Source organism: Candidatus Bathyarchaeia archaeon, from assembly GCA_035283685.1.
Classification (GTDB): Archaea; Thermoproteota; Bathyarchaeia; order Bathyarchaeales; family Bathyarchaeaceae; genus DATETJ01.
Genome location: DATETJ010000002.1, coordinates 364,679 through 390,966, shown reverse-complemented (window position 1 = coordinate 390,966; position 26,288 = coordinate 364,679). Strand labels below are relative to the sequence as shown.

General features: G+C 47.0%; 29 protein-coding genes and 1 tRNA gene. 16 read left to right on the top strand and 14 right to left on the bottom strand.

Annotation, left to right across the window (positions count from 1 at the left end; translation table 11 throughout):
• Position 1 precedes the first annotated feature (1 nt).
• The 3 genes from VJ249_02235 to pcn form a co-directional block, all read right to left on the bottom strand.
• Positions 2-1,222, bottom strand: a complete 1,221-nt coding sequence (locus VJ249_02235; GenBank protein ID HKZ93386.1) for a DNA primase small subunit PriS — start codon at positions 1,220-1,222, stop codon at positions 2-4.
• Complete coding sequence (locus VJ249_02230; protein HKZ93385.1) at positions 1,215-2,222, bottom strand: hypothetical protein; 1,008 nt, start codon at positions 2,220-2,222, stop codon at positions 1,215-1,217. Before VJ249_02230 ends, VJ249_02235 begins: the two co-directional genes overlap by 8 nt.
• Before the next feature lie 111 nt (positions 2,223-2,333).
• A complete protein-coding gene (pcn, locus tag VJ249_02225; protein ID HKZ93384.1) occupies positions 2,334-3,089 on the bottom strand; it encodes a proliferating cell nuclear antigen (pcna) in 756 nt (251 codons plus the stop codon).
• Positions 3,090-3,817: 728 nt separating this feature from the next.
• On the opposite strand from pcn, the gene VJ249_02220 reads away from it, so the two are divergent.
• Together VJ249_02220 and VJ249_02215 are read left to right on the top strand one after the other, a co-directional pair.
• A tRNA-Ser gene (locus VJ249_02220) sits at positions 3,818-3,948 on the top strand.
• Between the two features lie 232 nt (positions 3,949-4,180).
• Entirely contained in the window at positions 4,181-4,876 is a 696-nt protein-coding gene (locus tag VJ249_02215) for a substrate-binding domain-containing protein (GenBank protein ID HKZ93383.1), read from the top strand.
• A 17-nt stretch (positions 4,877-4,893) separates the two neighbouring features.
• On the opposite strand, the gene VJ249_02210 is transcribed toward VJ249_02215, so the two are convergent.
• From VJ249_02210 to VJ249_02195, 4 genes are all read right to left on the bottom strand, one after another.
• A complete protein-coding gene (locus tag VJ249_02210; GenBank protein ID HKZ93382.1) occupies positions 4,894-5,643 on the bottom strand; it encodes an ABC transporter permease in 750 nt (249 codons plus the stop codon).
• Between the two features lie 29 nt (positions 5,644-5,672).
• On the bottom strand, positions 5,673-6,419 hold the full coding sequence (locus VJ249_02205; GenBank protein ID HKZ93381.1) for an ABC transporter permease: 747 nt from the start codon (positions 6,417-6,419) through the stop codon (positions 5,673-5,675).
• Positions 6,409-7,401 carry an ATP-binding cassette domain-containing protein gene (locus tag VJ249_02200; GenBank protein HKZ93380.1) on the bottom strand — a complete coding sequence of 331 codons (993 nt, stop codon included), beginning with the start codon at positions 7,399-7,401 and terminating at the stop codon, positions 6,409-6,411. Before VJ249_02200 ends, VJ249_02205 begins: the two co-directional genes overlap by 11 nt.
• An 88-nt stretch (positions 7,402-7,489) precedes the next feature.
• On the bottom strand, positions 7,490-7,681 hold the full coding sequence (locus tag VJ249_02195; protein ID HKZ93379.1) for a hypothetical protein: 192 nt from the start codon (positions 7,679-7,681) through the stop codon (positions 7,490-7,492).
• Between the two features lie 112 nt (positions 7,682-7,793).
• On the opposite strand from VJ249_02195, the gene VJ249_02190 reads away from it, so the two are divergent.
• From VJ249_02190 to VJ249_02180, 3 genes are all read left to right on the top strand, one after another.
• Complete coding sequence (locus VJ249_02190; GenBank protein HKZ93378.1) at positions 7,794-8,183, top strand: helix-turn-helix domain-containing protein; 390 nt, start codon at positions 7,794-7,796, stop codon at positions 8,181-8,183.
• A gap of 229 nt (positions 8,184-8,412) precedes the next feature.
• A complete protein-coding gene (locus VJ249_02185) occupies positions 8,413-8,643 on the top strand; it encodes an AbrB/MazE/SpoVT family DNA-binding domain-containing protein (GenBank protein ID HKZ93377.1) in 231 nt (76 codons plus the stop codon).
• On the top strand, positions 8,636-9,022 hold the full coding sequence (locus VJ249_02180) for a PIN domain-containing protein (GenBank protein ID HKZ93376.1): 387 nt from the start codon (positions 8,636-8,638) through the stop codon (positions 9,020-9,022). The genes VJ249_02185 and VJ249_02180 overlap by 8 nt, the downstream gene beginning before the upstream one ends.
• 403 nt (positions 9,023-9,425) lie before the next feature.
• On the opposite strand, the gene VJ249_02175 is transcribed toward VJ249_02180, so the two are convergent.
• Complete coding sequence (locus VJ249_02175) at positions 9,426-9,704, bottom strand: hypothetical protein (GenBank protein ID HKZ93375.1); 279 nt, start codon at positions 9,702-9,704, stop codon at positions 9,426-9,428.
• 237 nt (positions 9,705-9,941) lie between these two features.
• Between VJ249_02175 and VJ249_02170 the strand changes: the two genes are divergently transcribed.
• The 4 genes from VJ249_02170 (at position 9,942) to dnaJ (ending at position 14,061) form a co-directional block, all read left to right on the top strand.
• A complete protein-coding gene (locus VJ249_02170) occupies positions 9,942-10,334 on the top strand; it encodes a hypothetical protein (protein ID HKZ93374.1) in 393 nt (130 codons plus the stop codon).
• 137 nt (positions 10,335-10,471) lie between these two features.
• Positions 10,472-11,032, top strand: coding sequence for a nucleotide exchange factor GrpE (locus VJ249_02165; GenBank protein HKZ93373.1), 561 nt, complete (start codon positions 10,472-10,474; stop codon positions 11,030-11,032).
• On the top strand, positions 11,029-12,906 hold the full coding sequence (gene dnaK / locus VJ249_02160) for a molecular chaperone DnaK (protein HKZ93372.1): 1,878 nt from the start codon (positions 11,029-11,031) through the stop codon (positions 12,904-12,906). The genes VJ249_02165 and dnaK overlap by 4 nt, the downstream gene beginning before the upstream one ends.
• A gap of 45 nt (positions 12,907-12,951) precedes the next feature.
• Positions 12,952-14,061: a molecular chaperone DnaJ gene (dnaJ, locus tag VJ249_02155; GenBank protein ID HKZ93371.1), complete on the top strand. Its 1,110-nt coding sequence runs from the start codon at positions 12,952-12,954 to the stop codon at positions 14,059-14,061.
• Between the two features lie 142 nt (positions 14,062-14,203).
• Here the strand turns inward: dnaJ and metK are convergent, their stop codons facing one another.
• From metK to VJ249_02140, 3 genes are all read right to left on the bottom strand, one after another.
• Complete coding sequence (gene metK, locus VJ249_02150; protein HKZ93370.1) at positions 14,204-15,370, bottom strand: methionine adenosyltransferase; 1,167 nt, start codon at positions 15,368-15,370, stop codon at positions 14,204-14,206.
• Positions 15,371-15,467: 97 nt separating this feature from the next.
• Positions 15,468-15,776: a DUF3303 family protein gene (locus VJ249_02145; protein ID HKZ93369.1), complete on the bottom strand. Its 309-nt coding sequence runs from the start codon at positions 15,774-15,776 to the stop codon at positions 15,468-15,470.
• 57 nt (positions 15,777-15,833) lie between these two features.
• On the bottom strand, positions 15,834-16,109 hold the full coding sequence (locus tag VJ249_02140) for a hypothetical protein (GenBank protein HKZ93368.1): 276 nt from the start codon (positions 16,107-16,109) through the stop codon (positions 15,834-15,836).
• Between the two features lie 228 nt (positions 16,110-16,337).
• Here VJ249_02140 and VJ249_02135 point away from each other — a divergent pair, with 228 nt between their 5' ends.
• Positions 16,338-16,583 (top strand): hypothetical protein, encoded by a 246-nt coding sequence (locus tag VJ249_02135; protein ID HKZ93367.1) that lies wholly within the window; start codon positions 16,338-16,340, stop codon positions 16,581-16,583.
• Positions 16,584-16,679: 96 nt separating this feature from the next.
• Here VJ249_02135 and thsB (VJ249_02130) read toward each other — a convergent pair whose 3' ends face one another.
• Positions 16,680-18,347 (bottom strand): thermosome subunit beta, encoded by a 1,668-nt coding sequence (gene thsB, locus VJ249_02130; GenBank protein ID HKZ93366.1) that lies wholly within the window; start codon positions 18,345-18,347, stop codon positions 16,680-16,682.
• Between the two features lie 268 nt (positions 18,348-18,615).
• Between thsB (VJ249_02130) and VJ249_02125 the strand changes: the two genes are divergently transcribed.
• The 3 genes from VJ249_02125 to thsB (VJ249_02115) all read left to right on the top strand — a co-directional run bounded on the left by VJ249_02125 (position 18,616) and on the right by thsB (VJ249_02115) (position 22,463).
• A complete protein-coding gene (locus VJ249_02125) occupies positions 18,616-19,368 on the top strand; it encodes a ZIP family metal transporter (protein ID HKZ93365.1) in 753 nt (250 codons plus the stop codon).
• Positions 19,369-19,895: 527 nt separating this feature from the next.
• Positions 19,896-20,552, top strand: a complete 657-nt coding sequence (locus tag VJ249_02120) for a hypothetical protein (GenBank protein HKZ93364.1) — start codon at positions 19,896-19,898, stop codon at positions 20,550-20,552.
• Between the two features lie 279 nt (positions 20,553-20,831).
• Positions 20,832-22,463 carry a thermosome subunit beta gene (gene thsB / locus VJ249_02115; protein ID HKZ93363.1) on the top strand — a complete coding sequence of 544 codons (1,632 nt, stop codon included), beginning with the start codon at positions 20,832-20,834 and terminating at the stop codon, positions 22,461-22,463.
• 162 nt (positions 22,464-22,625) lie between these two features.
• Here thsB (VJ249_02115) and VJ249_02110 read toward each other — a convergent pair whose 3' ends face one another.
• Both VJ249_02110 and VJ249_02105 read right to left on the bottom strand, forming a co-directional pair.
• Positions 22,626-22,811 (bottom strand): hypothetical protein, encoded by a 186-nt coding sequence (locus VJ249_02110; GenBank protein HKZ93362.1) that lies wholly within the window; start codon positions 22,809-22,811, stop codon positions 22,626-22,628.
• A gap of 544 nt (positions 22,812-23,355) precedes the next feature.
• Complete coding sequence (locus VJ249_02105) at positions 23,356-24,237, bottom strand: DMT family transporter (protein ID HKZ93361.1); 882 nt, start codon at positions 24,235-24,237, stop codon at positions 23,356-23,358.
• Between the two features lie 357 nt (positions 24,238-24,594).
• On the opposite strand from VJ249_02105, the gene VJ249_02100 reads away from it, so the two are divergent.
• From VJ249_02100 to VJ249_02090, 3 genes are all read left to right on the top strand, one after another.
• Positions 24,595-25,131 carry a hypothetical protein gene (locus VJ249_02100; protein ID HKZ93360.1) on the top strand — a complete coding sequence of 179 codons (537 nt, stop codon included), beginning with the start codon at positions 24,595-24,597 and terminating at the stop codon, positions 25,129-25,131.
• Between the two features lie 76 nt (positions 25,132-25,207).
• Positions 25,208-25,618, top strand: a complete 411-nt coding sequence (locus VJ249_02095) for a DUF4430 domain-containing protein (protein HKZ93359.1) — start codon at positions 25,208-25,210, stop codon at positions 25,616-25,618.
• A gap of 14 nt (positions 25,619-25,632) precedes the next feature.
• Positions 25,633-26,271 carry a DUF4443 domain-containing protein gene (locus VJ249_02090; protein HKZ93358.1) on the top strand — a complete coding sequence of 213 codons (639 nt, stop codon included), beginning with the start codon at positions 25,633-25,635 and terminating at the stop codon, positions 26,269-26,271.
• Positions 26,272-26,288 lie beyond the last annotated feature (17 nt).

The following is a 26,288-nucleotide window of genomic DNA, read 5'->3' as shown; positions in this document are numbered from 1 at the left end:
ATTATTCCTCCAGCACTTTTGCTACTCCTTTGCACAAGAGAAACATCGAGGCTGCCATTGGCAACTCTACACGTTGATTCTTGAATGGACCATAATTGACGCCTTCAATCCTAAACTCAGGCGCTTCTGCAATATTAATCGTCACTGATCCTTGTTTGAAAGCCACGGCACTCTTGAAAGGGTCAAACTGCTCAAGGTTATCAGGCGAGATCCGGACTTTCTTGAGACCGGTTTCACCATGTATTGTGTTAGCAAGCCTGATCAAACGATGAACATCAGCTGTAACAACTGTGTCTATCTTGACTGACTGACTCTCTGCCGCCACCTGAACTATCCTCTCCCAACCTTCGGTTCCAACACCGATGACTAGCCCCCACGGTCCCTTCTTGCTCCACCTGTCCTGAATCTCTTTTCTTTGACTGGTTATGGCTGCGGACATTTTGCTCAATCCTGCCTTTTCAAGTTCCTCTTGCGATGCAAGCAATTCGTATGTGCCCTTCGCTATTCGCCCTTTCCAGCCGACATCCTCAAGGCTGGGACCGACACATGCTTTCATGTTCAAGCCGTGTAACGTGGGCTCCAGACCGATGCCTGTTAAGTAGTCCGCAATCTCCCTTCTGGCCATTGAATCTAGCGTTTTGACAGATTCAACTTCAACTTGAACATGGTATCCTCTATGCCCCGAAAACGCAACAATAAGCTCCTGCTTCGAAAAGCCAAAGTCCTCTTCCAGAATTTCGATCAGTTTCGTTGTCTCTCGCTTGGCAGATTCCAGACAAATGCCACAGGGCCAGCTGATACCGCTGAATTTCTGCCCACCACATTGAGGGCACCTCTCAGGTTTAGCTGTGCGGCCAGAAAAATTGCAGTCTTTGCAGGTCCAAATATCGTGACTCCTGTCGCACGGAGTTGGGATGTGGTCTGCGTCGATATCAAAGATCAAGTCTGCCCCCAACCAACCCTTACGGGACATTTCCTCCTCAGGACTTTCGTAGTAGGCACTTGAATAATAAACGTCCGCCGGGGAAAGCTCCTTCAAGAAACCCTGGAAGCCTCCCGCCTCCTTGAAACCCTTGTGGCGAAGCATAATTTTCTGCTTGAAAAGTGAAAAAGCAAATTCCCGCGTGTCCATTGATGTTGGCGGGTGTATGCTACCCGAATTTTGGCTATAGTATTCGGCGAATTTGTGTTGAATGAATGCTTGGGTTTGGAATTCATCCACGCTCGGCTTTTTCAGGGGTTTTTGGAGATCCAGCTCTGAGTTTCGCCTTATAATAACCCAGCGGACCAAGAACATACTCACACGTCTTGTCGCTACCTGGGCATAATCGATGTGTTCGGAGTGTGCGGCACGTAGGTGGTTTGTACTTCGTTCTCGACCCCTTTCCGCCAGCTATGTGTTCAACTTGGTAGCGCGTCATTCTTTCACTGAAGTCCGAAGTCGGGCGGAAGCATTCGACTATTTTTTCAATGCTCATACCGGAGTTTAGAAGAAAGGAAGTAAGGGCAAAGCGCTCAATGTGCGAGAGGTGCTGTTGTGCAAGCGCGGTGTTGTACAACCTATTTATGCATGGAGGAAAAGAGTCGATAACCACTTCTTTCGGCATCTCTTCCTCCTGCATCTTTCTCAGATCAGAGTAGAGCTGCCTCAATTTCTCTACTTTGTTGACAAGTGTCAATGGAAGTCCTATGTCCATTTTGAGATCAAGCTTTTTCTCAATGTTGACACGCACTTCTTCAGCAAAAAGGCGAGAAGCTTCATCGGCAGTAAGAAGCACTCTGCCGCCCAGCATATTGCGGTTGACGAGTTTCCACTTGCTCTCATGAAAAATCGTTGAGTTCTTCAGGTAGCTCGCGAAATCCAAAGAAAATCCTAACGTTCCAGATTCAAGATTCTTATTGTATGCTTCCGTCGGTATGATTTTCCAGTTGAACAGTTGGCTAAGAGCGACGAGTTTCTTCCGGTCTTCTTGCTTAAGAAGGGCATATACTCGTTTTGCTTCGGCTAAAGCGTACGTTTTCTTCAGGGACTTGTCATTTGAGGAGACAACCATCATCACTGCGATAGGAAAAGAAAGAAGCTCAGTTTCATGGTCGAGGCGCCATGGAAAAGCAACTTGTTTGCTCTTTATGGCCTCATCGATTCTCTGCTCTGCTCTTTCGAGTATCTTGGCATATTCTTGGCTTCCCAACTCTGTTGTCCTATGATCAAGCTCCTGCACACGCTCGGCTGACTGTGGGGTGAAGGGATATTTTGCCAAGTCGACTGGCGTAAGAATCAGTTCTTGTCCCAGCGCAGAGAGTGTGAGCCGCGTTTCGTGGCGTTGCGGCGTCTATTCTACCTCAATGCGGGGTGCGAGATAAAAGGTTAGTTTGCCCTCTTTTGGTTGTTGGAAGTCGATGCGTATGGGCATGTCGTTGCTGAATTCGAGTGTGGCTATTTCGCTTGAGGCGGCTGCTGTTTTGATTATTTCTGAGAGGTAGCTGAGGCTGTATGTGGCTTTTGACGGTTCTTTGGCTTCGATGTCTAGTAGTGCGTCGCTGCCTTTTTTGAGTTCTATTGTGGCGCCCATGAGGTCGCCTGCGGCGCGCATGGTTACTTTTTCTGGGTCGACTTCGATTTTGACGTGGTCGGATACGAGTAGGACGTCTTCGATGGCTTGGTGTAGGCCGTCGGTTGTGACTTTGGCGCGGACGTTGAATGTTATTTTTGGTGTGGGCACTTCCTCTTCGGTGGCTTCGAGGGTGGGCATGTTGAATGTGCGTTCGTATTTGCCTTTTATAGCTACGTTTAGTCTGTTGGTTTTTTCGTCGAGTGTGAGTTCGACGGATTCGTCTTTGCCGGTTCGGCGTAGGAGTTTGAGCATTTCGCCTACGTTGATGCACATTTTGGTGGGTTGGTCGCATGTGTATTCGTCGAATATGGTTTTGGGCCATTCGAAGTCTATCATGGCTACTCGGCTGGGGTCCATGGCTCGGAGTTTGAGTCCTTCGGGTGCTACGTTGAATGTGGCTTCGTCGACGAGTGTGCTGATGGCTGTGATCATGTCGCGTAGGAGTTTGGCGTCGCTCATTTTTGCCTTAAACAATCGGGGCGAGTCTCCTTTTTTTTCTGTGTAGTTTGTATGTGTAATCTCTGTGCGGTGTTAAAACGTTTTTGCATTTGTGGTTGGAGATGGTTAGCTTGAGTGCAGAAAAATTTTTTGTGGTGAAAGTTGGGCTTTTCTGTTTGTGTTTGTCGGGTTGATCGGGTTTTTGTATGGTGTTTTGGGTTCTGTTTGAAGGTGTTTTGTGGTGCGTTTCAACATGGTTTGTGGTGCGGTTTCATGTTGGTTAGCGTGACGTTTGCGTAGGTTGCGCGGCTCTGCGGAAAAACAAATTTCAAAAGAAGAAGGCGGTAAGCCCCTTATACCTTCTTCTATCGTGTTTGCGGGTACGTCTGTGGCTGAGGCTGTATGCGCGTCGTCGTAACAACTGTTCCTAATGACGACACCATCCAGAATGGTGACTGCGAGCTTGAACAGTTGTAGTTGACCATGGAAGCGTAGACTGTTTGTGGCGTTGAAGGGGCTTGAGCTGTTTTGAAGTTGTTGTTGACTCTGAAAGGTTTGCCACAACAACATCCTGAATGCTGTGGGCTGTGGTTGTGTTTCAGATGTTATTAACTTCCGCTTAGAATCAGTAATAATACCGAGCTGGTTTCTGTTCAGAAGCAGTAGTGGTCTGCGATGCGCGTTCGTGGACTACGTTCGAGCGATTGGCAGGTTTGGGAAATGCTTTTAGATTATGTTGTCCTTTCTTTTTGTTTGCGCTGGGTGCCGGGGTGACAGAGCGGTAAAGGCAGAACTGCCGATTGTGCCGGCCTCGAGATGTAATGGTTTGGGGCTTAGACGCGCGTGTAAGCCGGTGGCGCTTTGCGCCTCAAGGGTTCAAATCCCTTCCCCGGCGCTCATTAAGACATCTTCGATTTTTTTCAGCAAAAGGAGCCTATCCTTTGTTTTTCTCAGTTGACTTGTGAAGAGCAAAAATCGGAAACGAGTTTCGCTGGTAAATAAGGCGTGCGAAAAGCGTGGAAAGTTTGATCACTTTCGGTGAACATAGTTGCTGATTTACTATAAACTTGACAGTTTAAATACTTCTAACAGTTTAGCTGCATCACAGGACTCCAGTGGTAAAGTCAATGTCCTCGGAAACGTCTCAGCTTCGTATTTATTCTGCTGGAGCCGTTGCTCCGCCTCTTCAAAAAGCCATTGATATTTTCGAGAACAAGTTTGGAATACTCTGCAATTTTGAAACGGGCAAGCCTAGCAACCTTTTAGCCGCAATAGCTGTGTCCAAGGCGGGCGATATCATCTCAACTGGAGCCGAGTATATTTTGGATGAGGCTGAAGATCGTGGCTTGGTCATCAAAGACTCGAGAAGAAGCCTGGGTCTGCGAAGGTCGGTCATAATTGTTCCTATCGGAAACCCTGCTAAGATTACGTCTCTTGAAGACCTATGCCGAGAGAACGTTCGAATTGGAATAGCCGTTGATGGGTGTCTGAAGGGTGTCTGGGACGACATTGCGAGTAAGGCTGGATTAACTGACCAGATCAGACGAAACATCACTCATCATGCAGATGCATGTGGCTCGCTCATGGGCTTGATTCATCAGGAAAAAGTCGACGCCATACTCGGCTGGAACCCGTTTCAATCTGTGTGGCCAGACAGTTGTGAAATAATCGAGTTGCCTCCTGATCTTCAAGTCTTTAGAAGCACAGTCGTTGCCATGGTTTCTTACACGAAAGATACGGAGCTGTCTCAGAAATTCATCGATTTCCTAACCTCAGATGAAGTGAGAAAGATTTATTCTGACTACGGCTGGGTTCATAAGTGATAGCAATTTGACAGGTATCATTTGATTTTTCTTTGAAGCACCTTTGCCGCAATCACCAAGAGTGCAAAAGAGAATACAGCAAGAACAAGAATGTCGAGCAAGTAAGCGAATGTAATCCCTGAATCGTTCATGGAAGTCCTCAATGCCTCAACCGAATACGTGAGAGGCAAGAAACGAGCAACAACCCGCAATTGAGGCGGCATAACCTCTAAGGAAACAAAGGTTCCAGAAAGAAAAGCCATGGGAAATCTTAGAAAGTTAGAGAGCATTTGGGCCTCGGGAACCCACTTTGCATAGGCAGAGACCAAGACTCCGAGCGCTGAAAAAGTCAATGAAGAAAATGCAATAGCGATGAAAACAAGCAGAGGACTCGCGATAGTCGTTCCTGAGACCACCGTCAATGGAACCAGAATCGCTGTTGCAGTGACCAACCCGAAGAAAAAGCCTGCCAGCGCTTTTCCAAGAATTAGGGCGTAAAATGAAACAGGTGCTGCAAGCAGCCTTTCAAACGTGCCAGTTTGCTTCTCAAGAACCACTGCCACGGCTTCGATAGAGGTCGTTCCAAACAAAACTACCAGAGAAGTTAGCCCTGAGACAATTAATGCTGAATTAATTTGGCCGGCGATTGAAAATGCCAGAAACAATGAAACGGGCATTAACAGACCGTAGGTGAAGTTTGGAGCCTTGAAATAGTAGACTTTTGCATCTTTTTTGGCGATGTAGAACGCTTTGACGAAGCCATCAACCCAATCGCTTGCCACTTCCACTTTTGTCAAAGTTCTCCCTCAGATGCCTCTCAATGAAGCGTTCTCTTAAGTATCCAGACCGCAACTACAAAGAAGAAGAAGGAGAACACTACAAGGGCTGACGTATCTACAAGAAACAATTGAGCCGCGATTTGGCCTGTCATCGCTTGCTGCAACATGTCAACTGCGTATGTAAGTGGAAGCAGATAGGCTATTATTTGAAGGAAGTTCGGCATGGTCGCAACTGGAATGAGTACTCCACTCAAGAAGACCATTGAAACACGGAGGAGAGTTGCAGGAGGCATAGCTTCTGGTATATCTCGAAAGGGCGCCGAGATGCACACACCCAATGCTGAAAACACGAACGACGAGAGTATAATTCCAAAAGCGAAAAGGAACGGATTGCTGACAGTAGCCCCTGAGAGCGGTATGACAATCAACGAATATGCCATTGATAGAACCATGCCAAAGAAGAACCCGCCCAAGACCTTGCCAACTATTATCGTAGTCAAAGAAACCGGAGCGGTCAGCAATCTGTCGAAGGTACCCTTTGCTCTTTCCAATGGCAATGCAACAGATTGAATTGCTCCAGCGCCAAAAAGCGACGCCATCGCCACAAGACCAGGCATGGTCGAGGAGATTTCTGTCGGTCTTCCGACAGAGAAAGCCAGATAAATGATTGCCGGAAGAAAAAGGCCGAACGTGATGTTTGGCCACTTGAAAAAGTATACACGCGCATCTTTCTTAGCTATGTAAAACGCTTTGAACATGCTCTCTATCAATGCCCTAACCAGCATTTCCACTCTTCTCTCTCTTAACCGGCTCCTTCTCACTCGCCATAGCTTCTGGACTCAGCCCAGTGATTTTAACAAAAGCGTCTTCTAAGCTTGGTTTCAACGTGTTGATCGATATGACCTTCAAGCTCTTTTCTCTGGCGAAATCAACAAGGAGCGGGATGACTTCAGACGCATCTTCTACATGAATCTTGAACTTGTCACCAACTCGTGAAACGCTGCTCACATGATTTAAGCTTCCGAGCTTATCGATAAGGTCTTGTACTGGGCTAAAAGAGACCTCGATTATGTGGTGCGCCTCTACTGCCGCCTTGAGCTTTTCAGGATTGTTCACAGCAACTATTTTCCCTTGGTTAATTATGGCAACACGTTGACAGAGCTGGTCGGCTTCTTCAATGTAGTGCGTGGTGAGAAAAACAGTTGCACCGCTCTCGTTCAGCTCTTTCATAAGATTTCGAATCATTCTCGCACTTTGAACGTCGAGGCCCGTGGTGGGCTCGTCCAAGAAGAGTATCTGGGGTTTATGAATCAAGGCAGCGGCTATTGTAAGACGCCTTTTCATCCCCCTAGAAAAATTGCTAACATGGTCACCACATCGCTCATAAAGTCCAAAAAGGTCAAGAAGTTCCTTCGCCTTTTTATCTCGCTTATTCTTAGGCACGCCGTAAAGTTGAGCCGCAAAAATCAGGTTGTCCCAAGCACTCATTTCATCATAGAGGTTAGAGACTTCAGGCACAACTCCAACGCGTTCTTTCGCCTTAGTAGGTTGGCGCGTGATGTCAAACCCCGCGACAACCGCATTACCTGACGTGGGTTTTGTTTGTCCGGTGAGCATGCGAATCGTCGTGGTCTTGCCAGCACCGTTGGGACCAAGCAAACCAAAGAACTCACCCCGGTAGACTTCAAAGTTTGCGTGGTCTACAGCCAAAAGGTCACCATAGTATTTTGTTAAATTTGAAATTTCAACGGCACTTTCCGAAGACATAATTCAAACCTCATTCCAGGCTGAACATGTTCTTTGTTCAATAAAAAGAGAGAGGGGGTTAGTCAAAGACACATTCTGAGTGGTTCTTTTAACTTTTCAGTTCCTTGATGTGCTCTTCGACAGCTGTGAGTTCCTTCCTTAGCTCTTCGGCGTAGCTCTTTAGTTTCTCAACCTTCTCTGCGTTGGTTAGGAATCGTCTACCGTGACCGCGTTCGTGTCCTTCCTCATGATGGTGTCCTTCCCCATGATGGCCTGATCCGCAACCACAATCGCAACACATTTTTTTGTTCACCTCACTTTAGTGTTAGTGCGGCTGATAATATTAAAAGGAAAGTATTTAAACTATCAAGTTTATAGTAAAGTAGCAACTATGCGTGAGGAAAGCCAGCAAGATGCACCAAAAAAGCGATCACATCTGCTTTTGCCCGCTCGAAGGCGTCATCGACGTCATAAGCAAGAAGTGGGCGCTCTTGATCGTCAACGCTATCGGCAATAACGGCAGGCTAAGGTTTAAGAGCCTAATCAAAGAGCTGGGGGGCATCAGTCCCAAAACCCTATCCGATACGCTGAAGGAGCTTCAGGCTGAAGGCTTAATCAAGAGAGAATCGTTTGCGGAGATACCCCCACGGGTAGAATACTCGCTCACGGAGGATGGTACTGAGCTTAGGAAATCAATCATTCCCCTGCTAAGATGGGCCGCAACAAGGAACACTATAAACAAAGGAAAATGTGCTCCGACATACAAAGGAATCCGCGCACATCAAGTCAAAAACCTGACATGATAAAGCAAAACTCGAAATGCAACATCGACCGATTTTGGGATAGGTTCGAACTCTTGTCAAACATATACAAGGTATATTTTTACAAGTAAGTTGGTGCTGAAATCCCTTCCCCGGCGCTCATTTTCGCCAATTTGCTAACTGGCAGGAGGCGTCTCGCCATGGATGTTTGCCTTTCTGGAGCGGAAGATTTTTCATGTACTACTGACTCAATGTAGTACAGGGAAACGTTATGGAGAATGAAGTGGTAGTAACACGGAAGGGGCAGACCACAATCCCGGTGAAGCTTCGGGTGAAGTACAAGATTGTTGAAGGAACGAGACTTGAAGTTATTGAAACTGAAGAGGGCATACTTTTCAGACCGAAAAAATCAACCATAGACCTTGCTGGTTCCGGAGCAAAACATGCAACGCCTGAAGAGATGAAAGAGCGTTTAGACAGGCTCAGGGAAGAAGATGCCTAAGACGATTTATGACACAAGGTTCTTCATCGAACACTATTATTCTAAAGATGGGGAAGTTCTTCGAAGGACCACAGAAGAAATAAGGAAAACGAAAGAAAGGTTCATTTCAGCCATGGTAATCCATGAGGTTTACCAACTTACACTAGAGCGAGAGGGACGCGAAACAGCGATTTTGAGAACCAACTTGTTGGAAAAAGACTTTAGAATAGTGAGTGTGGACTCCAAAATCGCAAAGAGTTCAGCTGAGATAAGACATAAATATAGAACTTCATTGGCTGACAGCGACATAGCGGCTACAAGCCTTTTCCTAAACGCCATATGCATCTCAGACGATCCTCATCTTAAAGCCATAAGAGAAATCAAAACAAAATGGATTTGAAAAAATTCCTTTCCCCGGCGCCATTTTTGAAGGAGATTTTTGAGCCTATTTTTAGGAAAAGGAGCCTTTTTGTGGTCTCTTCTGAGTTGAGTGATGGCGGATGTAAATCTGGGAGACTGATTTTACTGGCGAATAGGGCGTGTGAAAGACAAGTTTTGAAGCGGTGACGTGCATTACCTTCTCTTCTGTTTCTTTCCTCCACGAGTTCTTCTCGTTTGATATCCCCGCGCTTTGGTACGGCGAGAGCTTTCTTTGATTTTTCTATTTCGATCTTGTTCTCTACTCATATTCTGTCGCCTCACCTCTTAATTGTAATCTTGCCTTTCGAAAAATAAAGCATTCTGCCCAAATGGGTTCGGGTATATTAGACTCTGAAGCTTTTGGGGCATGCGCTGTTCAGCTATTATTCGATCCTGTCCTGCGTTTCCTTTTCAGATTCTTCTTCGTATTCTTCTTTCTCGGCAGCTTCTTCTCCTGCTGCTCTTGCTTTGTCTTCAGCTTCTCCTTTTTGGGGATAAGCCTCATCTAACCAAACTTTAAACTGCTCTTTGCCTTCAGGATTGGAAAAGGCCCATGCACATAGTTCACTGACGACGGTGTTGAGATCAATCTGGTGATCATCTGCCAACTGTTTCAGTAACTGTTCCCACTTTGCAGGCAGAGATACCGTAAGCCTAACCACCCTGCATTTTCACCATCGTCTTGTATCATTTCAAGTCGTATTTAAGTGCGCGCCAAGAATGTTTCAACCGGTTAGCCTAAAAATATGGTCCTTGGGGTTTAAATGGTTAAGGAAGAAGTTGCCACATCCAAGGAGTCAGCAATCAGCCCGCGCATCACCTTTTTGAGGCAATTGGTGGTGAAGGGAAAGTTATAACAGAACCCAAAACATGACTGTATTGCGAAGGTTAAGAGAAAGGTGTACTTCTCAGGAAAGGTTAATCTTAAGCCCGTTGACCCAGATAGATTGAAAATAGAGAAAAGTGCTTTGTTATCTGGGGCATATGTATTTGACCTTGAGCTAGACTCGGCTCCAGACCACCATTGGATACTAGCCTTCGAAGCCGAGCTACATGCAAGTCGTTATATGAGCGCGCGCACGCCAGTGGCAGTTGTTGGGAACAAACTTCAAGTGATGACTTTACCGGACGAAATTAAGGGTAAAGTCGAATGGATCAAAGGTTTGGTTGACTCTACTAACAAGAGTATAGAGAAATACAACGAGCAAATTAAGCAGAGGCAGGAAGCAGAACAGGAGAAGCAACTGAAGGAACAGGAAACAATAAAGAAAATGAGAGAAGCACTCAAGTAGGACCATTTTTAATTGACTTTCAAGTTCCTTTGTAAAGCTCTTTGTCTAGCGCGCTACCAGATTGAATTGAGAAAGCATTTAGGTTTTTAAGCACGTAAACCCAAAGTACATCAAAACTGAGTCCGAAGAGGTTTGACATGTCTCCTAAACCTGATAAGAAGGAAGCCAATGGCGAAAAAGAAGATAACTGCACCAAAAAGGTGGCAGAACTTGAAGCCTCGCTCAAGGAAAAGACCACACTGGAGGAGACCTATCTCAATCAGCTCAAATACGCCCGAGCTGACCTTGAAAACCTGCAGAAGCATATGAAGAGACGCGTCGATGAAGGAGTGGTCATGGAAAAGGAGAAGCTTATCATGCAACTCCTCCCTATTGCCGAAGAGCTCGATCTTGCTTTAGAAGAAGCGAGAAAGACTGGGGATAGTAGCCTTCTAGAAGGGGTAGAGATGGTAAAGAGAAAACTCTGGAAAGTGCTAAATTGTGAGGGATTATGCCCAATAGAAACTGTCGGAAATCCTTTCGACCCACACATGCATGAAGCTGTACTGGAAGTTGAGACATGTGACCAACCTGACGGGACGATCATACAGGAGGTTAGAAAGGGCTACTTCCTGAATGGCAAAGTGCTTAAGCCCAGCATGGTGAAAGTAGCACGCAACCCGAGCCCTATCAAAGCTCAAAAGGTGAATGAAAAATGAGTAACGAAAAACGAGAAAGGATATTAGGAATTGACCTTGGCACTACAAATTCTGCCGCGGCCGTAGTAATAGGAGGAAAACCAACCATAATTCCGAGCGCCGAAGGACCAACCGCGGCGGGGAAAATGTTTCCGTCTGTTGTCGCTTTTACTAGGGATGGACAACTACTTATTGGAGAGCCCGCAAAAAGACAGACTATTACTAACCCTGAGGGCACGATACGCGAAATCAAGCGACACATTGGGACAGACTACAAAGTTAATGTATTCGGGAAGGAGTACACACCGCAACAGATCTCGGCTTTTATCCTACAGAAGATTCTGCGCGATTCTGAAACCTATCTCGGCGAGAAAATCACAAAGGCAGTAATAACTGTTCCAGCACATTTCAATGATAATCAACGCCAGGCAACGATAGACGCTGGTGAGATTGCTGGACTGAAAGTAACAAGAGTCGTTAACGAGCCGACGGCAGCGGCGCTCGCTTATGGTCTAGACAAGGCTGGCCAGGAACTGAAAATTATGGTCTTCAGTTTCGGCGGCGGCACAAACGACACCACGGTGATGGACTTCGGTGGAGGCGTCTTCGAGGTTCTAGCCACCAGCGGAGACACTAAAACAGGTGGAACAGACCTAGACCAAGCAGTCATGGATTATACCATCTCTGAGTTCAAACGCGAGACGGGAGTCGATCTCAGGGGAGATATCAAAGCCATGGCTCGCTTGAAAGATGCTGCTGAACAGGCCAAGATAGAGCTGTCAAACCTAATAACCACAGAGATAAACCTCCCCTACATTGCCACTGACGCTACAGGTCCAAAAAATCTTCACATGATTCTGACGAGAGCTAAACTTGAGCAACTGACTCGACCTATAGTGGAGCGGATTAGGGAGCCTATCCTGAAAACTTTGTCGGACGCGAAGCTGACCTCTGTGCAAATCGACAAAATAATTCTCATAGGTGGGCAGACGAAGATGCCGCTCGTTCAACAATTCATCGAGGATGTAATAGGTAAGAAACCTGAGAGAGGTATTGACCCCATGGAATGCGTTGCCATAGGCGCCGCCATTCAAGGAGCAGTCCTCGCAGGGGAGATCTCAGACATAGTGCTCCTCGATGTAACACCTCTTTCCCTCGGGGTCGAAACCTTAGGAGGCGTCTTCACAAGGATAATTGAGCGGAACACCACGATACCCGTCAAGCAGAGCCAGACCTTCTCAACAGCCGCCGACTTTCAAACGGCCGTCACCATACATGTGCTGCAAGGGGAACGCGCCATGGCCAAAGATAACATCAGCCTTGGCCAATTCGACCTCACAGGCATTCCGCCTGCACCTCGAGGCATTCCGCAGGTCGAGGTCACATTCGACATCAATGCGGATGGTGTCCTTAACGTTTCAGCGAAGGACTTGGGCACGGGCAAACAGATGGGAATCAAGATAACGGCTTCAACCAAGCTTAGCCAAGCAGAGAAGAATCGAATGGTGAGAGAAGCGGAACAATTTGCCGAGCAAGACAAGCGCGTTAAAGAAGAGGCTGAAATCCGAAACACTGCCGACTCTCTCATTTACACGACCGAGAAGACGCTCAGCGAGATCGGAGACAAGCTCACCCAAGAGCAAAAGACGAAAGTCCAAGAAGCCCTTCAAGCGCTGAAAGATGCACAAAAAACCGGAGGCCTAGCTGAGATCAGCGCCAAAGTTGAGGAACTGAGAAGAGTGGTTCAAGAGGCAGGCGCTACAGTCTACCAACAGGCGGCATCTCAAAGAGCCCAGCAACAAGCAAGTCAGGAGGCTCCACCGCCTGGAGAAGAGCAGCCGGAAAAGAAAACCGTCGAAGCAGAGTACAAAGTTGTGGACGAGGAAAAGAAATAACCCTCTCTTTTTTGTCTGTTTAAACAGGTTCATGTGATGGTTTAGTTGGCGAGCAAACTAGGTTATTACGATGCCTTAGGGGTCAGCCGGGATGCGTCCCAAGATGAGATCAAGCGCGCATTCCGCAAGCTCGCCTTCAAATATCACCCTGACAGGAACAAGAGACCTGACGCCGAAGAGAGATTCAAGGAAGTATCAGAGGCGTACGCCGTTCTTTCTGACCCAGAGAAGAGGCGGCAATATGATGCCCAAGGCTTCGAAGGGATCAAGAAACAATATAGGCAAGAGGACATCTTCAACCGTAGAACATTCCATAGTATCTTCTCAGAATTTGGCTTCAATGCTGATGATCTCTTCAGTCGAATCTTCGGCGGAGGTTTCACCGCTCAGCAGGGTCAACCCGAGACCCCTCGCGGTCGGGACCTACAGGCCCAGATGGAGATCACGTTGGAGCAGGCGGCTTTCGGCACTGAGTTGGCGGTTACTCTGCCTAGACTAACGAGATGTAGTAAATGTGATGGCTCAGGGGTCGAGCTCGGTAGTCATCTGATGACTTGCCCCAAGTGCAACGGAACGGGAACAATCGAGCATGAAGCTGTGTCGGGATTCATCGTGATCGTTTCCTGTGATAGGTGCAATGGCAGAGGAGAGATAGCTGAGAAGACTTGCAAGGTATGCAGGGGGAATGGGCTCAAGGAAAGGAAAGTGCGACTTCAAGTTAAAGTGCCGCCTGGGATTGACAATGGCGACCACTTGGTCCTTCGAGGCCAAGGTGAAGACGGTCCTTATGGTGGTGCACCCGGAGACTTCTACGTGACGATAAGGATCAAGCCTCACCAATACCTAACTAGGAGGGGGATGGACCTCATATACGAAGCTAATATCAATTTCGCCCAAGCTGCTCTGGGAGCTGAGATAAGAGTTCCGACGCTAACGAGTGAGAAGACAGTCCGTGTGCCTCCTGGAACACAGTTCGGCACTATACTCCGACTGAGCGGGGAAGGAATGAACAGTCGCCACGGTCGAGGAGACGAGCTCATTCACATCAATGTCCGAGTTCCTGAGAAGCTAACTCCCAAGGAGAGAGAGCTTATGGAGGAGCTCGCAAAGGAGTTCGAGCCCGAGGATCTTCATCGGCGTCATTGGCGGCGATAGCGGCGCGCGTGCAAAATACTACATGGATTTAGCGAGACCGTTAGCCGGTCGATTTGCCACCCCTACGCGAGCGCAGAGCGCCTTGTCCTATTTAGACGCCCAAGAAAAGCGCACGCTTAGACAATTCAGCATTCTGTCAATATCAGACTCCAGCGTCTTTTTGGAGAATTTCTGTTTTGTCAGTTCTTTCCCATGTGAAGTCTGGGTCATTTCTCCCAAAATGCCCAAACACAGACGTTTTTCTGTATATTGGTCTGAGCAGATCCAAATGATCTATAATTGCTTTGGGTCTCATGTCAAAATTTTTTTTCACCAGTTCGAGAATCTTTTCATCTGGTATCTTCCCCGTGCAAAATGTGTTTACCATTATGGAAACTGGTTGTGCTATTCCGATCGCATATGATATTTGAACCTCGCATTGATCTGCCAAACCCGCAGCAACAACGTTCTTTGCAATATACCTTGCCATATAACAGCCAGATCTGTCGACTTTTGAGGGATCTTTTCCAGAGAAGCATCCTCCACCGTGGCTCCCAACGCCTCCATAGGTGTCGATGATGATTTTTCTCCCTGTCAAACCTGAATCCGCCAAAGTTCCTCCGACAACGAACCTCCCCGTCTCATTGATATAGTACTTCGTTTCTTTGTCCAACATAATTGAAGGTATGACTTTTTTTATGACCTGATTGATCATGTCTTTCCTCATCTTTTCCCTGTCAACACTCTGAACGTGCTGTGCAGCTATCACAACAGCTTCCACCCTTTTCGGTTTCCCATCAGTGTATTCAACTGTGACCTGTGACTTGCCGTCTGGTCTCAGATATGACAGAATTCTGCTTTTCCTGCATTCAGAAAGTCTTTTCACCAAATTGTGTGCCAGCATTATGGGCAGAGGCATCAATTCTTTTGTCTCATTTGTCGCATAACCGAACACCATTCCTTGGTCTCCAGCTCCCTGTTCATGAGTTTCAGTTTCATTAACTCCCATTGCAATGTCTGGAGACTGCTCTGTTATCGAAACTAAGATGCCACAGGTTTCCCAATCCATTCCATCTTTGGCATTATCGAAACCTATTTCCTTCAATGTTTTTCTAACAATTCGAGGTATGTCTACATAGCAGGAGGTTGTGATTTGCCCAGTGACTATGACGTTTCCCTGCATTACCAATGTTTCACAGTCAACTCTTGCTTTAGGGTCGTTACATAAGATGGCATCCAGCACCGCGTCTGATATTTGGTCTGCGACTTTGTCCGGGTGGCCCTCTGCGACAGATTCTGAAGTAAACACGTATCTTCGATGGTTGTTCATGGCAATCCTTCAGATGAATTCGTAATACGGATTCTTAATGATTTCGTAACCTCAGATTGCCCAAAGCTAAAGCCTCGCGAGAGCGTGCGCATTTGGCTTATCTCAGTAATTTCATGCTTTCTTCGAGACTCATTGCCAATTTTATTTCACTCGTGTTAAAAGCCATCCATTTTAGAAGTTCTGGCTCCATTGAGAATTTTTGCAGAGCTTCTGAACTTGGGGCTTCATACACCCAAACCAATAGATGTTCCGGAACCACAGTCCAGGCTCCAACCCTCTTGACTCCATGTTTCTTCTCCAGTCCGCCCAATTTGCCTGGTAATTCCAACGTCATGGCCTTCATTTTCTCATTGTTCAGCGGACAGTTCTCTGGGGAATGCCTGGAAATTATCAAAAATGTGGGCATAATCGCACTCTCGAAAGAGAGAGTCTAAGAAAGTCGGATATAAAGCATTTGCGCGTGCTATTCAGACGGTTTAGGAATGACAGAGAGCTGCCTTTGTCTGGTTTCACGCCCTCCGCTTAACGGGTAGAAGAACCCTAACACTATGAATAATACTCCAAACAGAACTAAGACTATGCCTATTGATTGGTATGGGGTAAAGGGTTGCTCGCCAACAGGAGAAACATAATGCGTTTCTGTGTAGAATGAGGCAACTAATCCAATAAGCAACAGAAGGATTCCAATCAGGAACAATCCCCGACTCTTTATTTCTATTCCTTTTGTTTCCGCTGTCATTTTTTTTACTCACGGTACTTATTCTTTCAGTTCAGCTTTAAACATTTCATTCTGAGTTTTGTTATAATACTTAATTTAGCTTTCAAGCGTGCGCAGAAGATTTCTCCATAGCTCGTCAATGCAACTTGAAACCAATACCCTTATGAGGCGTTTGTACTCACCTTTCGTTTTCTATCTATATATCCATATTTATCTCCGCTTAATAATAGCATAAAGTGTGTGGTTTGTTTGGCTGTTAGAACCTGGCATCCTCACCCTTTGGATTTAACCATAGTCGAGGTCTTAGAGAAAAAGGGCGCAATGACCGACGAGGAGCTGTTCGATCTGCTCAGAGAAACACACGAGGATTTGGGCTTCGGAGCCTTGAACAAGACATTGATGAAGATGGAAGTCCAAGGCAAGGTTTACGTTTCGTCTTTGACTAAAGGCAAACGTCGAGTAGAACTTGTGAAACGCAAAGAACCGTCGCAGTGACCAACCCCAGAGTGCGCGTGCTCCCACTAAGTAGGCTCTTTCAAAGCGTGTTAGTTTAGGTGGACTGATCCAGATTTTTTTCTTCGGGCGGTTATGCTAGAACTCTCCAGCGCCTTCAGGCCCCATTCCGCCGGGACCGCCCATTCCGGGAGCGCCTCCCGGTGGCATTGGTGGGGCTTTCATCTTTCCAGAGGCGATTACGTCGTCAATCTTTAGAATCATTGTGGCGGCTTCGGTTGCAGACTTGATTATTTGTTTTTTGACAGCTAAGGGTTCAAAAACGCCTGCCTTCTCCATGTTTTTTGCTTTGCCTTCAATAACCTCAATTCCAGCCCAGACTTCGCCCTTTTCGTGGCGGGCTCTCAGCTCTGAAAGAATATCAATTGGATCTAATCCCGCGTTTTCGGCAAGGATCAATGGTATCGACTCTAACGCTTCAGAGTAAGCCACCACCGCAAGTTGTTCTTTTCCTAAGAGGGTATGGGCGTATTCTCTCAACGCTCTGGCCACTTCGAGCTCTAGTGCACCTCCTCCAGCCACAATTTTTGGCTCTCGAACAACGTCGCGAGCGACACACAAGGCGTCGTGTATTGACCTCTCAGCCTCAGCCACTATTCTTTCGGTTCCTCCTCTAATGAGGATGGCAACCGATTTCGGATTCTTGCATCCTTCAATGAAGGTCATTTTGTCGTCGCCGATTTTGCGTTCTTCCACTAATTCGGCGTAGCCCAAGTCATTTTCTGACACATCGTCTAGGTTGGTGATTATTTTTCCGCCAGTAGCCCTCGCAAGCTTCTCCATGTCGGATTTCTTGACCCGTCTGACTGTTAATATCTGTTTTCGAGCTAGGAAATGCTGAACAAGGTCGTCTATGCCCTTTTGAGCAATGATTACATTTGCGCCCGTCTTGGCAAGCTTTTCAACCATGTCTTTCAGCATTGTTTCCTCTTGCTGTAGGAAAGCTTCCATCTGCTCTGGGCTTTCAATGTTGATTTTAGCATCGAACTCGGTCTTTTCAATCTCCAGTGGAGTGTCGAGGAGCGCAATCTTGGCTTTCTCAACCCGTTTGGGCATTCCTGAGTGAACCACTTCCTTGTCAACAACTATGCCGTTGATGAGCCTAGTCTCCGTCATCGATTCACCGGCCTTCTTCTCAATCATAACGTCGTCGATGTCTACCTTGAATTCTTTTTCACCCTTTTCGGCAACGTGTAAGATTGCTTGCGAAGCGATGTCGGCTAACTGCTCCTTGTGATCAGCCACAAGTTTGCTAGCCATCGATGTCACGGCGACCTTTTTCAACCATTGACTGTCAAGAGAGCGAACTGGAATACCGATCTTTTCCAAGATTTCTAGGGCTTTTTCTCCAGCTTTTCTGTAGCCGTCTATGATGACTGTTGGATGAACGCCTTTGTCGATGAGTTCTTCAGCCTTGCTGAGAAGTTCACCTGCTATGATTACGGCGCTTGTTGTGCCGTCGCCGACTTCGTCGTCTTGTGCCTTAGATACTTCAACCATCATCTTGGCGGCTGGGTGTTGAATGTCCATTTCGCTCAGAATGGTTCTCCCGTCGCTGGTTATTGTGACGTCGCCGAAGCTGTCGACGAGCATCTTGTCCATGCCTTTGGGTCCCAAGGCGCTCTTTACAGATTCAGCGACTATTTTTGATGCCATGATATTGGCGTGAAGGGCCTCTCTTCCTCTAGAACGGGACGCTCCCTCCCGCAATATTAGAACAGGGGTTCCAGCTAATTCAGTTGACAATTTCTAACCAATCCTCCTCGATTTGCGCGCGCACATCTTTACTCATCAAACCACTTAACTCTTATTATAAAGAAAAAGATTTAAACTCATTGTTTATCGGCAATTAAATCTAGAACAATATGCAATATGTTAGCGCGCGCGGCAGCCTTACTTGCTGTAGCAATTTCCTTCATACTTAAATTCTGTGGGCGCGTTATCAACATTAATTGCTCCTAAGTAATGGTCTCTCCCTTAGAACAGCGTGTCCAGCGCAGGAAGTGCCAATAGTATGGACTCAGTATTTGAACCATTTCTCCTAAGCCTCATAGCAGGGACGGCTACAGGGATTGGCGGGATAATTGTCCTCCCGCTGAGAAGAGTTAGTGACAGAGTTGTGAGTTTCTCCTTGGGACTCGCCTCTGGGGTGATGCTCCTTGTCGCATTTAACAACCTCTTCCTCGAAGCTGCAAAACTGCTTGCACACATTGAGTTGATAATCATGTTTTCATTGGGCGCTCTAACGATGATCGGGCTCGACCTGACTATCCCTCACATTGAACTGGCGACTGGGACGGAAGATAGCAGGCACGCGAAAATGCTCAGAACTGGGGAGCTCATTGCCATAGGTATAACACTACATAACTTTCCAGAAGGATTTGTTGTCGCTGCAGGCTACACTTACATGCCCAGACTGGGTTTGATAATTACCGCCGCCATAATGCTTCACAATATACCCGAAGGCGTCGCCACCGCCATTCTTTTTACAAAGGCAGGGATGAAGCCCTTTAAGATAGCAGTTCTTACGTTTCTCTCAGGGCTGGCTGAGCCTGTCGCAGCCCTAGTTGGGACTGTTGCTCTCTCTCTTGTTGGAACAAAGACTATAGTGGGTCTTTCACTCGTCTTCGCGGCAGGAGTTATGACCTACATCACGGCAGATGAACTGATCCCGGTGGCGCATGAGTATGGGTATAAACACACCGTCTCCGTCAGTCTCTTACTCGGGATAATATTGGCTCTGATGATCGACGTCATACTCAGCTAGGAGATGTTAAGGAGACAAATTATGATGGTAAAAAGTTTATACGTAAATTTCTCATAGGAAAATAGGCGGTTGGGTTTTTGAGGGACTGATAGGCTGCTTGAGTTATTCTTCCCTTCTGTTTGCGGTGCGCGTCCTTCTAAATAGAATGTATGTGTTTGTTGCATGTGCTATTGTGTATCCTAGATTCACTAAATCGTTTAGTCTTTTATTGAAATTCGCCCATGCTTCTGCTTCACTAGTTTCTGGCACTTTCTCTATTTGCATAGTCTTAGCAGGTTCTAAAGGCAATTTATCACCTCCTAATCTTCATGCATTTACGTTTTAACTGTTCCCACTCATCTTGAGAATGAAAACGATTTTTGTACTGAGCCATGTTTTTCCTTCAGTAATATAATTTGCAAATCCAGATTTTAGCTTTCCCATTCAGATCACCGCGCGCGTAAATAGTTAAATCCTGAGGCATTTGAATATGTGGTTGCGCGAACGCAAGTAGAGATTTTTTGTGAGATGAAAGGAGGTGAAAGTTGTTGAGATTGAAGTATCCTATCGAGTATGAATTGAACCCTACGGAGATGGATAAAGGAAAGCAATGGGTAACATTGAAGCTGAAAAACACAGGAAATAAAACTCTTAAAAGACTTGACGTGGAGTTGCACTCTCTAGATACCTTTTATCTTTTTCCTTTATTCTTTCCTTTTGGAATAGGACACTACATCGGAGAGCTTGAGCCAAATGAAGAGCGAGAAGTGGTTTTCCAAGTTAACGCACAAGGATCAGCTGAGGTATACGCCACTATCAGTGCACGTAAGGATGGAGACTACTTCTGGTGGGAATCCGGTTGGACGCACATCACCGTAATCGAGGAAAAAGCAGAAATCAGTCGCCTAGTAGTGCTTTCACACCCGTATACGACAATTGGAGAGACCCTCTCGGCTGAGGCAACCATAAAGGGCTTGAGAGAAATTACGGGACTGAAACTGGAATTCTGGGTAGAAACCCCCGCAGGAAAATTTGAAGAGCAGGCCACAATAGATATAAAGGAACTTTCGGTTGGCGAGGAAGCCCGTTACTCTGCTGAGTTCACACCCAAAGAAACGGGGTACTACACCATATACGCGTATTTATACGATGGATGGAGAAGAATAGGTCACAAGACAGATTCCATCTATGCGCAGAAAAAATAGCAATCACCAAGTCGACCTGGGAATTTCCAACCCCCTTTTTTGTTTTGCAAATGACTACCGACTACCGCGTGCGCTAGGCATAAAAGCTCATTCAACTCGCCAAACTAATTGAATCAGAGGGCATCAATCCGCGTGCGCGCACCCTTCTCGCCCACTTTGAAACATCAGGCAGTTCCACGAAGCCCGCGCTAAGATTCAGGAAGCGCTTTCGGTATAATAGGCAGATTTATTTAACCCCAAACCAAATACAAATCCAAATCGAAAATGGAGGAAATTCACGTGGCTTATTTAACAACAACGGAAACGGGACAGCCCGTTCTCATTTTGAAGGAAGGAACTGGCCGAAGTAGGGGAAAAGAAGCTCAGAGAAACAACATAATGGCGGCCAGAATAATTGCCGAAGCCGTAAAGACCACTCTGGGTCCGCGTGGCATGGACAAAATGCTCATCAGCGGTATGGGTGACATCAAGATAACTAACGATGGCGCTGTCATTCTAAAGGAGATTGATGTGCAACATCCTGCAGCTAAGATGGTGGTGGAGGTGGCCGAGACACAGGATGACATGGTTGGCGACGGAACCACTACCGCCGTGATTTTGGCGGGAGAACTCTTGGGAAAGGCGCAGGAGCTTTTGGATCAAAAAATTCATTCAACTACAATTGTGAGCGGCTACAGAAAAGCCTTTCAGAAGGCCGAAGAGGTTCTTCAAAAGCTCGGAATCCCTGTTGATATTGAGGACCGGGAAACTTTACGTAAGGTCGCTGTGACCTCCATGGCGAGCAAAGTGGTGGGCGAAGCAAGACAACATTTGGCGAAGATCGCCGTCGACGCCGTGAAACAGATCGTCGAGCAGAGGGGCGAGAAAATTATTGCTGACATCGACAACATCCAAATAATCAAGAAAGAGGGAAAAAGCCTAGCTGACACAGAGCTCATCCAAGGAATAATACTAGACAAAGAAGTAGTTCACCCTGGCATGCCTAAGAGAATCGAGAAAGCCAAAATAGCCCTCATAAACGCCGCTCTAGAAGTGAAGAAGACAGAGATCAGCGCTGAGATCAGAATACACGAACCCACTCAAATGAAAGCCTTTCTAGACCAAGAGAGCCGCATGCTCAAGGACATGGTGGAGAAAGTTAAGAAGGCAGGCGCTAACGTGCTAATCTGCCAGAAGGGCATCGATGACCTAGCCCAACACTTCCTAGCCAAGGAGGAAATCATGGCCGTGAGAAGAGCCAAGGAATCTGACATGGAGAAACTAGCCAAGGCAACAGGCGGGAGAATCATCAACAATCTAGACGACTTGAAAGCTAAAGATTTGGGAGAAGCTGGACTGGTGGAAGAACGGAAAATCGGCAACGACAAAATGGTCTTCATAGAGAAATGCAAGAATCCAAGATCCGTCTCAGTGCTAATTCGTGCAGGCCTTGAGAAAATGATAGACGAAGCTGAGAGAGCCATCCACGACGCCCTATCCGTCGTTGCAGACGTAATCGAACACAACAAGGTCGTTGCGGGCGGAGGAGCCGTTGAAGCTGAAATAGCCAAAGAGCTCCGCGACTACGCAGCAAGTGTGGGAGGACGAGAACAACTCGCCATAGAAGCCTTCGCCGATGCCGTGGAGGCAGTCCCTAAAACCTTGGCGGAGAACGCGGGCCTCAACACCATCGATATGCTAGTGGCATTAAGGTCAGCCCACCAGAAAAAGAAAGGAGTTGCAATGGGCGTCGGCGTTTTTTCAGGCAGTGTCGCGAACATGCTAGAGGAGGGTGTCATTGACCCGGTTCGGGTCAAGCAGCAGGCCTTAAAGTCGGCAGCCGAAGTAGCCTCCATGATTCTAAGAATCGATGATGTGATCGCCGCAACAAGGCCAAAGGCAGAAGGCATGCCCTCCAGAGGGGAAGAATAAGGCTGAGAAGGATTCTCAAAGGAACTCCCATGGCAATCTGCACTCTGTAAGTAGTGGCCATAGAGAGATTCGAACTCTCGCCAAGCATATTATGGCATTTCTTTACCAGTAGATTGGTGCTGAAATCCCTTCCCCGGGGGCAGGAGTTGCTTAAAGACTCGTCTAAGCTTCTTCTAACAAAAGGAGCTCTGCTCTCAAAGCGAGGAACTGGTTTCTCTTGCAGATGTCACCGTTCTCTTCTGCTTCATTTATCATATGTCGTAGCCATTCTTCAAGCTCGAAGAGATAGTCATCACTCAGTCTCATAGTCCCCAAATCATCCTCGCTGACGATTTTTCTTTTGTCCAATTCTTCTCACTCCTAAGTTGAGGCAATAGTTGCTATGGTTTAAATGTCCATTAGAAAAACCATGTTTGTCTGCGTTTTAGTTGTGGGGCGTGCGGCTGAGCCGTACTTTGAAATGCCACGGCTTAGTTGATTATGACGTCCCAAGCATCGGATTCCCGCTTGTTTTCCATCTGGTGAAATCCAAATGACACGACTTATTCTGCCACATTGTGGACATTTCATTTGGTCACCTATGTTAGCTATCCTTTGTCCCTCCCCTCTTCTTGTTGTCTACGTATATTTTTCTTCCAGCTTTCTTCCTAATCGAGCAATGAACTCGTGCAGATGATTTGCATCTTCTACAGTTGGTCACAATACCCGCTCTTAGACTGCACAATTATGTTTACCTCTTTGATACACTTCGAAAAGATTCAATTATTCGATAGGACAAGCCTACAGGATAAGAGAAAACTTTCCAAGCAGAATAGTGCTCCCGCTCTTATAAAGCCATAAGCGAAAAGCACTCGGACAAAATCAGAGTCTTCAGGAAACTGCGTCGGACAATTTACTCTTTCATTGCCACTGCGACTATGCCTGCTAACACGAGGGCGGCGCCTAGTATGAATATGGGTTTTGGAACTAGCGCAAATATGAAAATGCCAAGTAGTGTGGCGCCTATGGGTTCCAGCAAAGCCATGGCTGCAGTTTCAAAGGATTTGAGATGCGAAAGAGAGGAGAAATAGAAGGAATGAGCCATCGCGGTGGGCAGGATTCCCAAACCAATCAGTGGCACTATTTGCGTCCATTGGAGTGGAAACGAAAACGACTGATTTGTTCCCAAGCCGATTACGAGAACGGTTAAGGCTGAAAAAACGTATATTGCCAGCATTAATGGAATGATCTGTGATTTCTTTCTTGTCTCTCGTCCGTAGTTGAGGTAGAATGCCTCTACAACCGCTGCGAGGACAGCTTCTAAATCTCCTTTCAACTGAAGGCTCCATGCTCCAGGCGCTGCGTCGCCGTAGGTAATTATGATTACTCCAAGAAACGAGACCATGATGCCAAGCATGACAGCGCGAGACGGCTTCAACTTGAAGATCAATGATGAAACGAACATGGACCAAATCGATGTTGTATTGACCAGCACCGTGGCGTTTATGATAGAAGTGTCCATAACTGCGGAAACGAACAGGATGAAGTGCAAGCCCAAGAGAGTTCCAAGAATCGCCACACGCCCCACCTCTTCTCGAATCGGACTCCACCTGAAACCCCTCTTTGAGATGGCGATAATGGCAACAAAGACTGAAGACGCGATGACTAGCCGCCAGAAGGCAATTGAAAATACGTTGACGCCAGGCAGAAGCCGTATGAATATGGCTGCGGTTCCGAATAGCGCGCCAGCCACTGCTCCTTCAAGAAGGGCTAGACTTCGATTCCTCTTAGGCATGCATGTGCTCCTTCACTGAATTCTTTGCTGGAATTCTATTGAGGAGAGTTGTTTGAGAAGGTTTAAGAATTTAGGTGTTAATGTACTGCTGAAAACAACAAGGTGAAGCAGATGAGCAAGTCAGACTCAACTGAAGCAAGCGAGGCACGGTGCTTTTCCTGCAACAAATCAGATCGAGAAGCCGCACTCATACGGATCAGACAGAATAGTAAGGACCGGTGGGTCTGCGCCAAATGCCTACCTCGACTTATTCACGGGTAAGTTAGCATTTAAGACCGGCGCACTGATTAACGGCTGTTTTCTGTCGCAAAAGTTATATGGATGGATTATCCAACCAATTAACTTGGGAAGGCCACCGTGGACACTCAACGATTAGCATTGCTAAGCGTTTTAGCAGCCCTATGCATAGGCGTTCAACTTATGGCTAGACCTATGAATCTGGAGTTCACTTCGCTCATCGCCTTTGTCACAGGCATGATTTTTGGAAGCCTGTACGGGGGCTTGCTTGGCAGCCTCGTCATGTTCGCTAACGGTTTTCTCTCACCCTACGGCTTCGCTGGAGTTGTCATGCCATTTCAAATCGCAGGCATGGGGCTGATTGGAATCGTCGGCGGCTTATATGCCAAAACAGCAAACGGGAGGCTCAGTGCCGGAGGATTCGCCGAAGCGGCTGTGTTAGGAGCCTTCTTGACGTTTGTTTATGACGTCGTCACAAATGTTGGAACAGCTGTCTTCCTGACGCTTTCAGGTTTGTCCTTTTCCAATGCGCTTGCGGCTGCTCTCATATCAGGCGTTGTTCCCTTAATCATCCATGTGGGGTGGAACACAGCTCTCTTCGGAGCTTTGACTGTTCCGCTGGTCAATGCAATGCACAAAATGTTGGGATGGAGGTGAACTTTTTCTGAACTTTCGCGGAAGAACCCTCACGTTCTTGGCTTTGGGGTTGGCGGTGTGGGCGTTAACTGCGACGTTGGCTACCGCGTACTACTATGGACTTTACGTTGAAACCCGCGCAACCTTTGAAGAATTGAAGTCTCTAGCAATCAACGTCAATGCCCTGCTGGACTACGGCAACGGAACCATGAGCTGGCACAACCAGACGGTAATAGCAGGATCAACCACTTTCGAAGCCCTACTAGCAGTCACCAAAAGAGTAGAATACAAGACAAGCGCCTACGGTGTCTTCGTGTCTTCAATTGATGGAGTAAGCAATGTGGTTGAGACCCTAACTTCGGGGCGAGCTTGGCTTTGGTATTGGTGGAATGCTACATCCTCAAAGTGGACTGACATGCTGAAGGCAGCAGACGCATACATCCTTAAGCCCAGCGATTCCATAGCTTGGCGCTACGAAAGCTATTCCTACTCCTTCTCAAATAAGTAGAGAAGGAAACAGAGTTGAAGCTACTAGAAGTCCTAGAGGGTGCTGCAGGCAGGATTGCGCCTGGCAAGGCTCCTTACTTAATCGAACCTCACATAGTTAAAGCTCTGGCAACCATTAGCACTGAGAGCCCGATTGGCAGAATAAGCCTAGCCAAGACGCTTGGATTAGGCGAAGGCACTATGCGCACATTGATCAAGCATCTTGAAAGAGCAAAGTTGATAGAAACCTCACGCGAAGGCATCGTGCTGACGGCAACTGGCCAACGACTTGTTTCCAACCTGCAATCCAGAATCAGCGCGGCTGTTGAAGTTCCCAGAAGCTCACTCACAGTGAGTGCGTTCAACATGGCGGTTCGAGTCAAAGGCGCGGCGGATGCGGTTAGGGCTGGGCTTGAGCAACGTGACGCAGCGATAAAGGTTGGCGCTCATGGAGCAACCACACTGGTTTTCAAGCACGGCAGTTTGACCATGCCATCGGTAAAAGAGGACATCTTGAGAAACGCCCCCAAGATTCGTGAAAGCCTGCTGTGCGGGCTTAAGCCTGAGGAAAGCGATGTGGTAGTTATTGGAAGCGGAGATGACAAGCTATCAGCTGAATACGGAGCTATCGCGGCGGCTCTTGAAACACTAAAAGCCCAAAGAACCAAGACGTGAGAACTGAGAAAAGGAGC

Coding starts and splice junctions, on each gene's coding strand:
- VJ249_02145 (HKZ93369.1), bottom strand. CDS start 15,776: ATGCCCACATTTTTGATAATTTCCAGGCATTCCCCAGAGAACTGTCCG.
- VJ249_02200 (HKZ93380.1), bottom strand. CDS start 7,401: ATGTCTTCGGAAAGTGCCGTTGAAATTTCAAATTTAACAAAATACTAT.
- VJ249_02165 (HKZ93373.1), top strand. CDS start 10,472: ATGTCTCCTAAACCTGATAAGAAGGAAGCCAATGGCGAAAAAGAAGAT.
- VJ249_02190 (HKZ93378.1), top strand. CDS start 7,794: ATGCACCAAAAAAGCGATCACATCTGCTTTTGCCCGCTCGAAGGCGTC.
- VJ249_02180 (HKZ93376.1), top strand. CDS start 8,636: ATGCCTAAGACGATTTATGACACAAGGTTCTTCATCGAACACTATTAT.
- VJ249_02105 (HKZ93361.1), bottom strand. CDS start 24,237: ATGCCTAAGAGGAATCGAAGTCTAGCCCTTCTTGAAGGAGCAGTGGCT.
- VJ249_02205 (HKZ93381.1), bottom strand. CDS start 6,419: ATGCTGGTTAGGGCATTGATAGAGAGCATGTTCAAAGCGTTTTACATA.
- VJ249_02185 (HKZ93377.1), top strand. CDS start 8,413: ATGGAGAATGAAGTGGTAGTAACACGGAAGGGGCAGACCACAATCCCG.
- dnaK (HKZ93372.1), top strand. CDS start 11,029: ATGAGTAACGAAAAACGAGAAAGGATATTAGGAATTGACCTTGGCACT.
- metK (HKZ93370.1), bottom strand. CDS start 15,370: ATGAACAACCATCGAAGATACGTGTTTACTTCAGAATCTGTCGCAGAG.
- VJ249_02140 (HKZ93368.1), bottom strand. CDS start 16,109: ATGACAGCGGAAACAAAAGGAATAGAAATAAAGAGTCGGGGATTGTTC.
- VJ249_02125 (HKZ93365.1), top strand. CDS start 18,616: ATGGACTCAGTATTTGAACCATTTCTCCTAAGCCTCATAGCAGGGACG.
- VJ249_02195 (HKZ93379.1), bottom strand. CDS start 7,681: ATGTGTTGCGATTGTGGTTGCGGATCAGGCCATCATGGGGAAGGACAC.
- VJ249_02215 (HKZ93383.1), top strand. CDS start 4,181: ATGTCCTCGGAAACGTCTCAGCTTCGTATTTATTCTGCTGGAGCCGTT.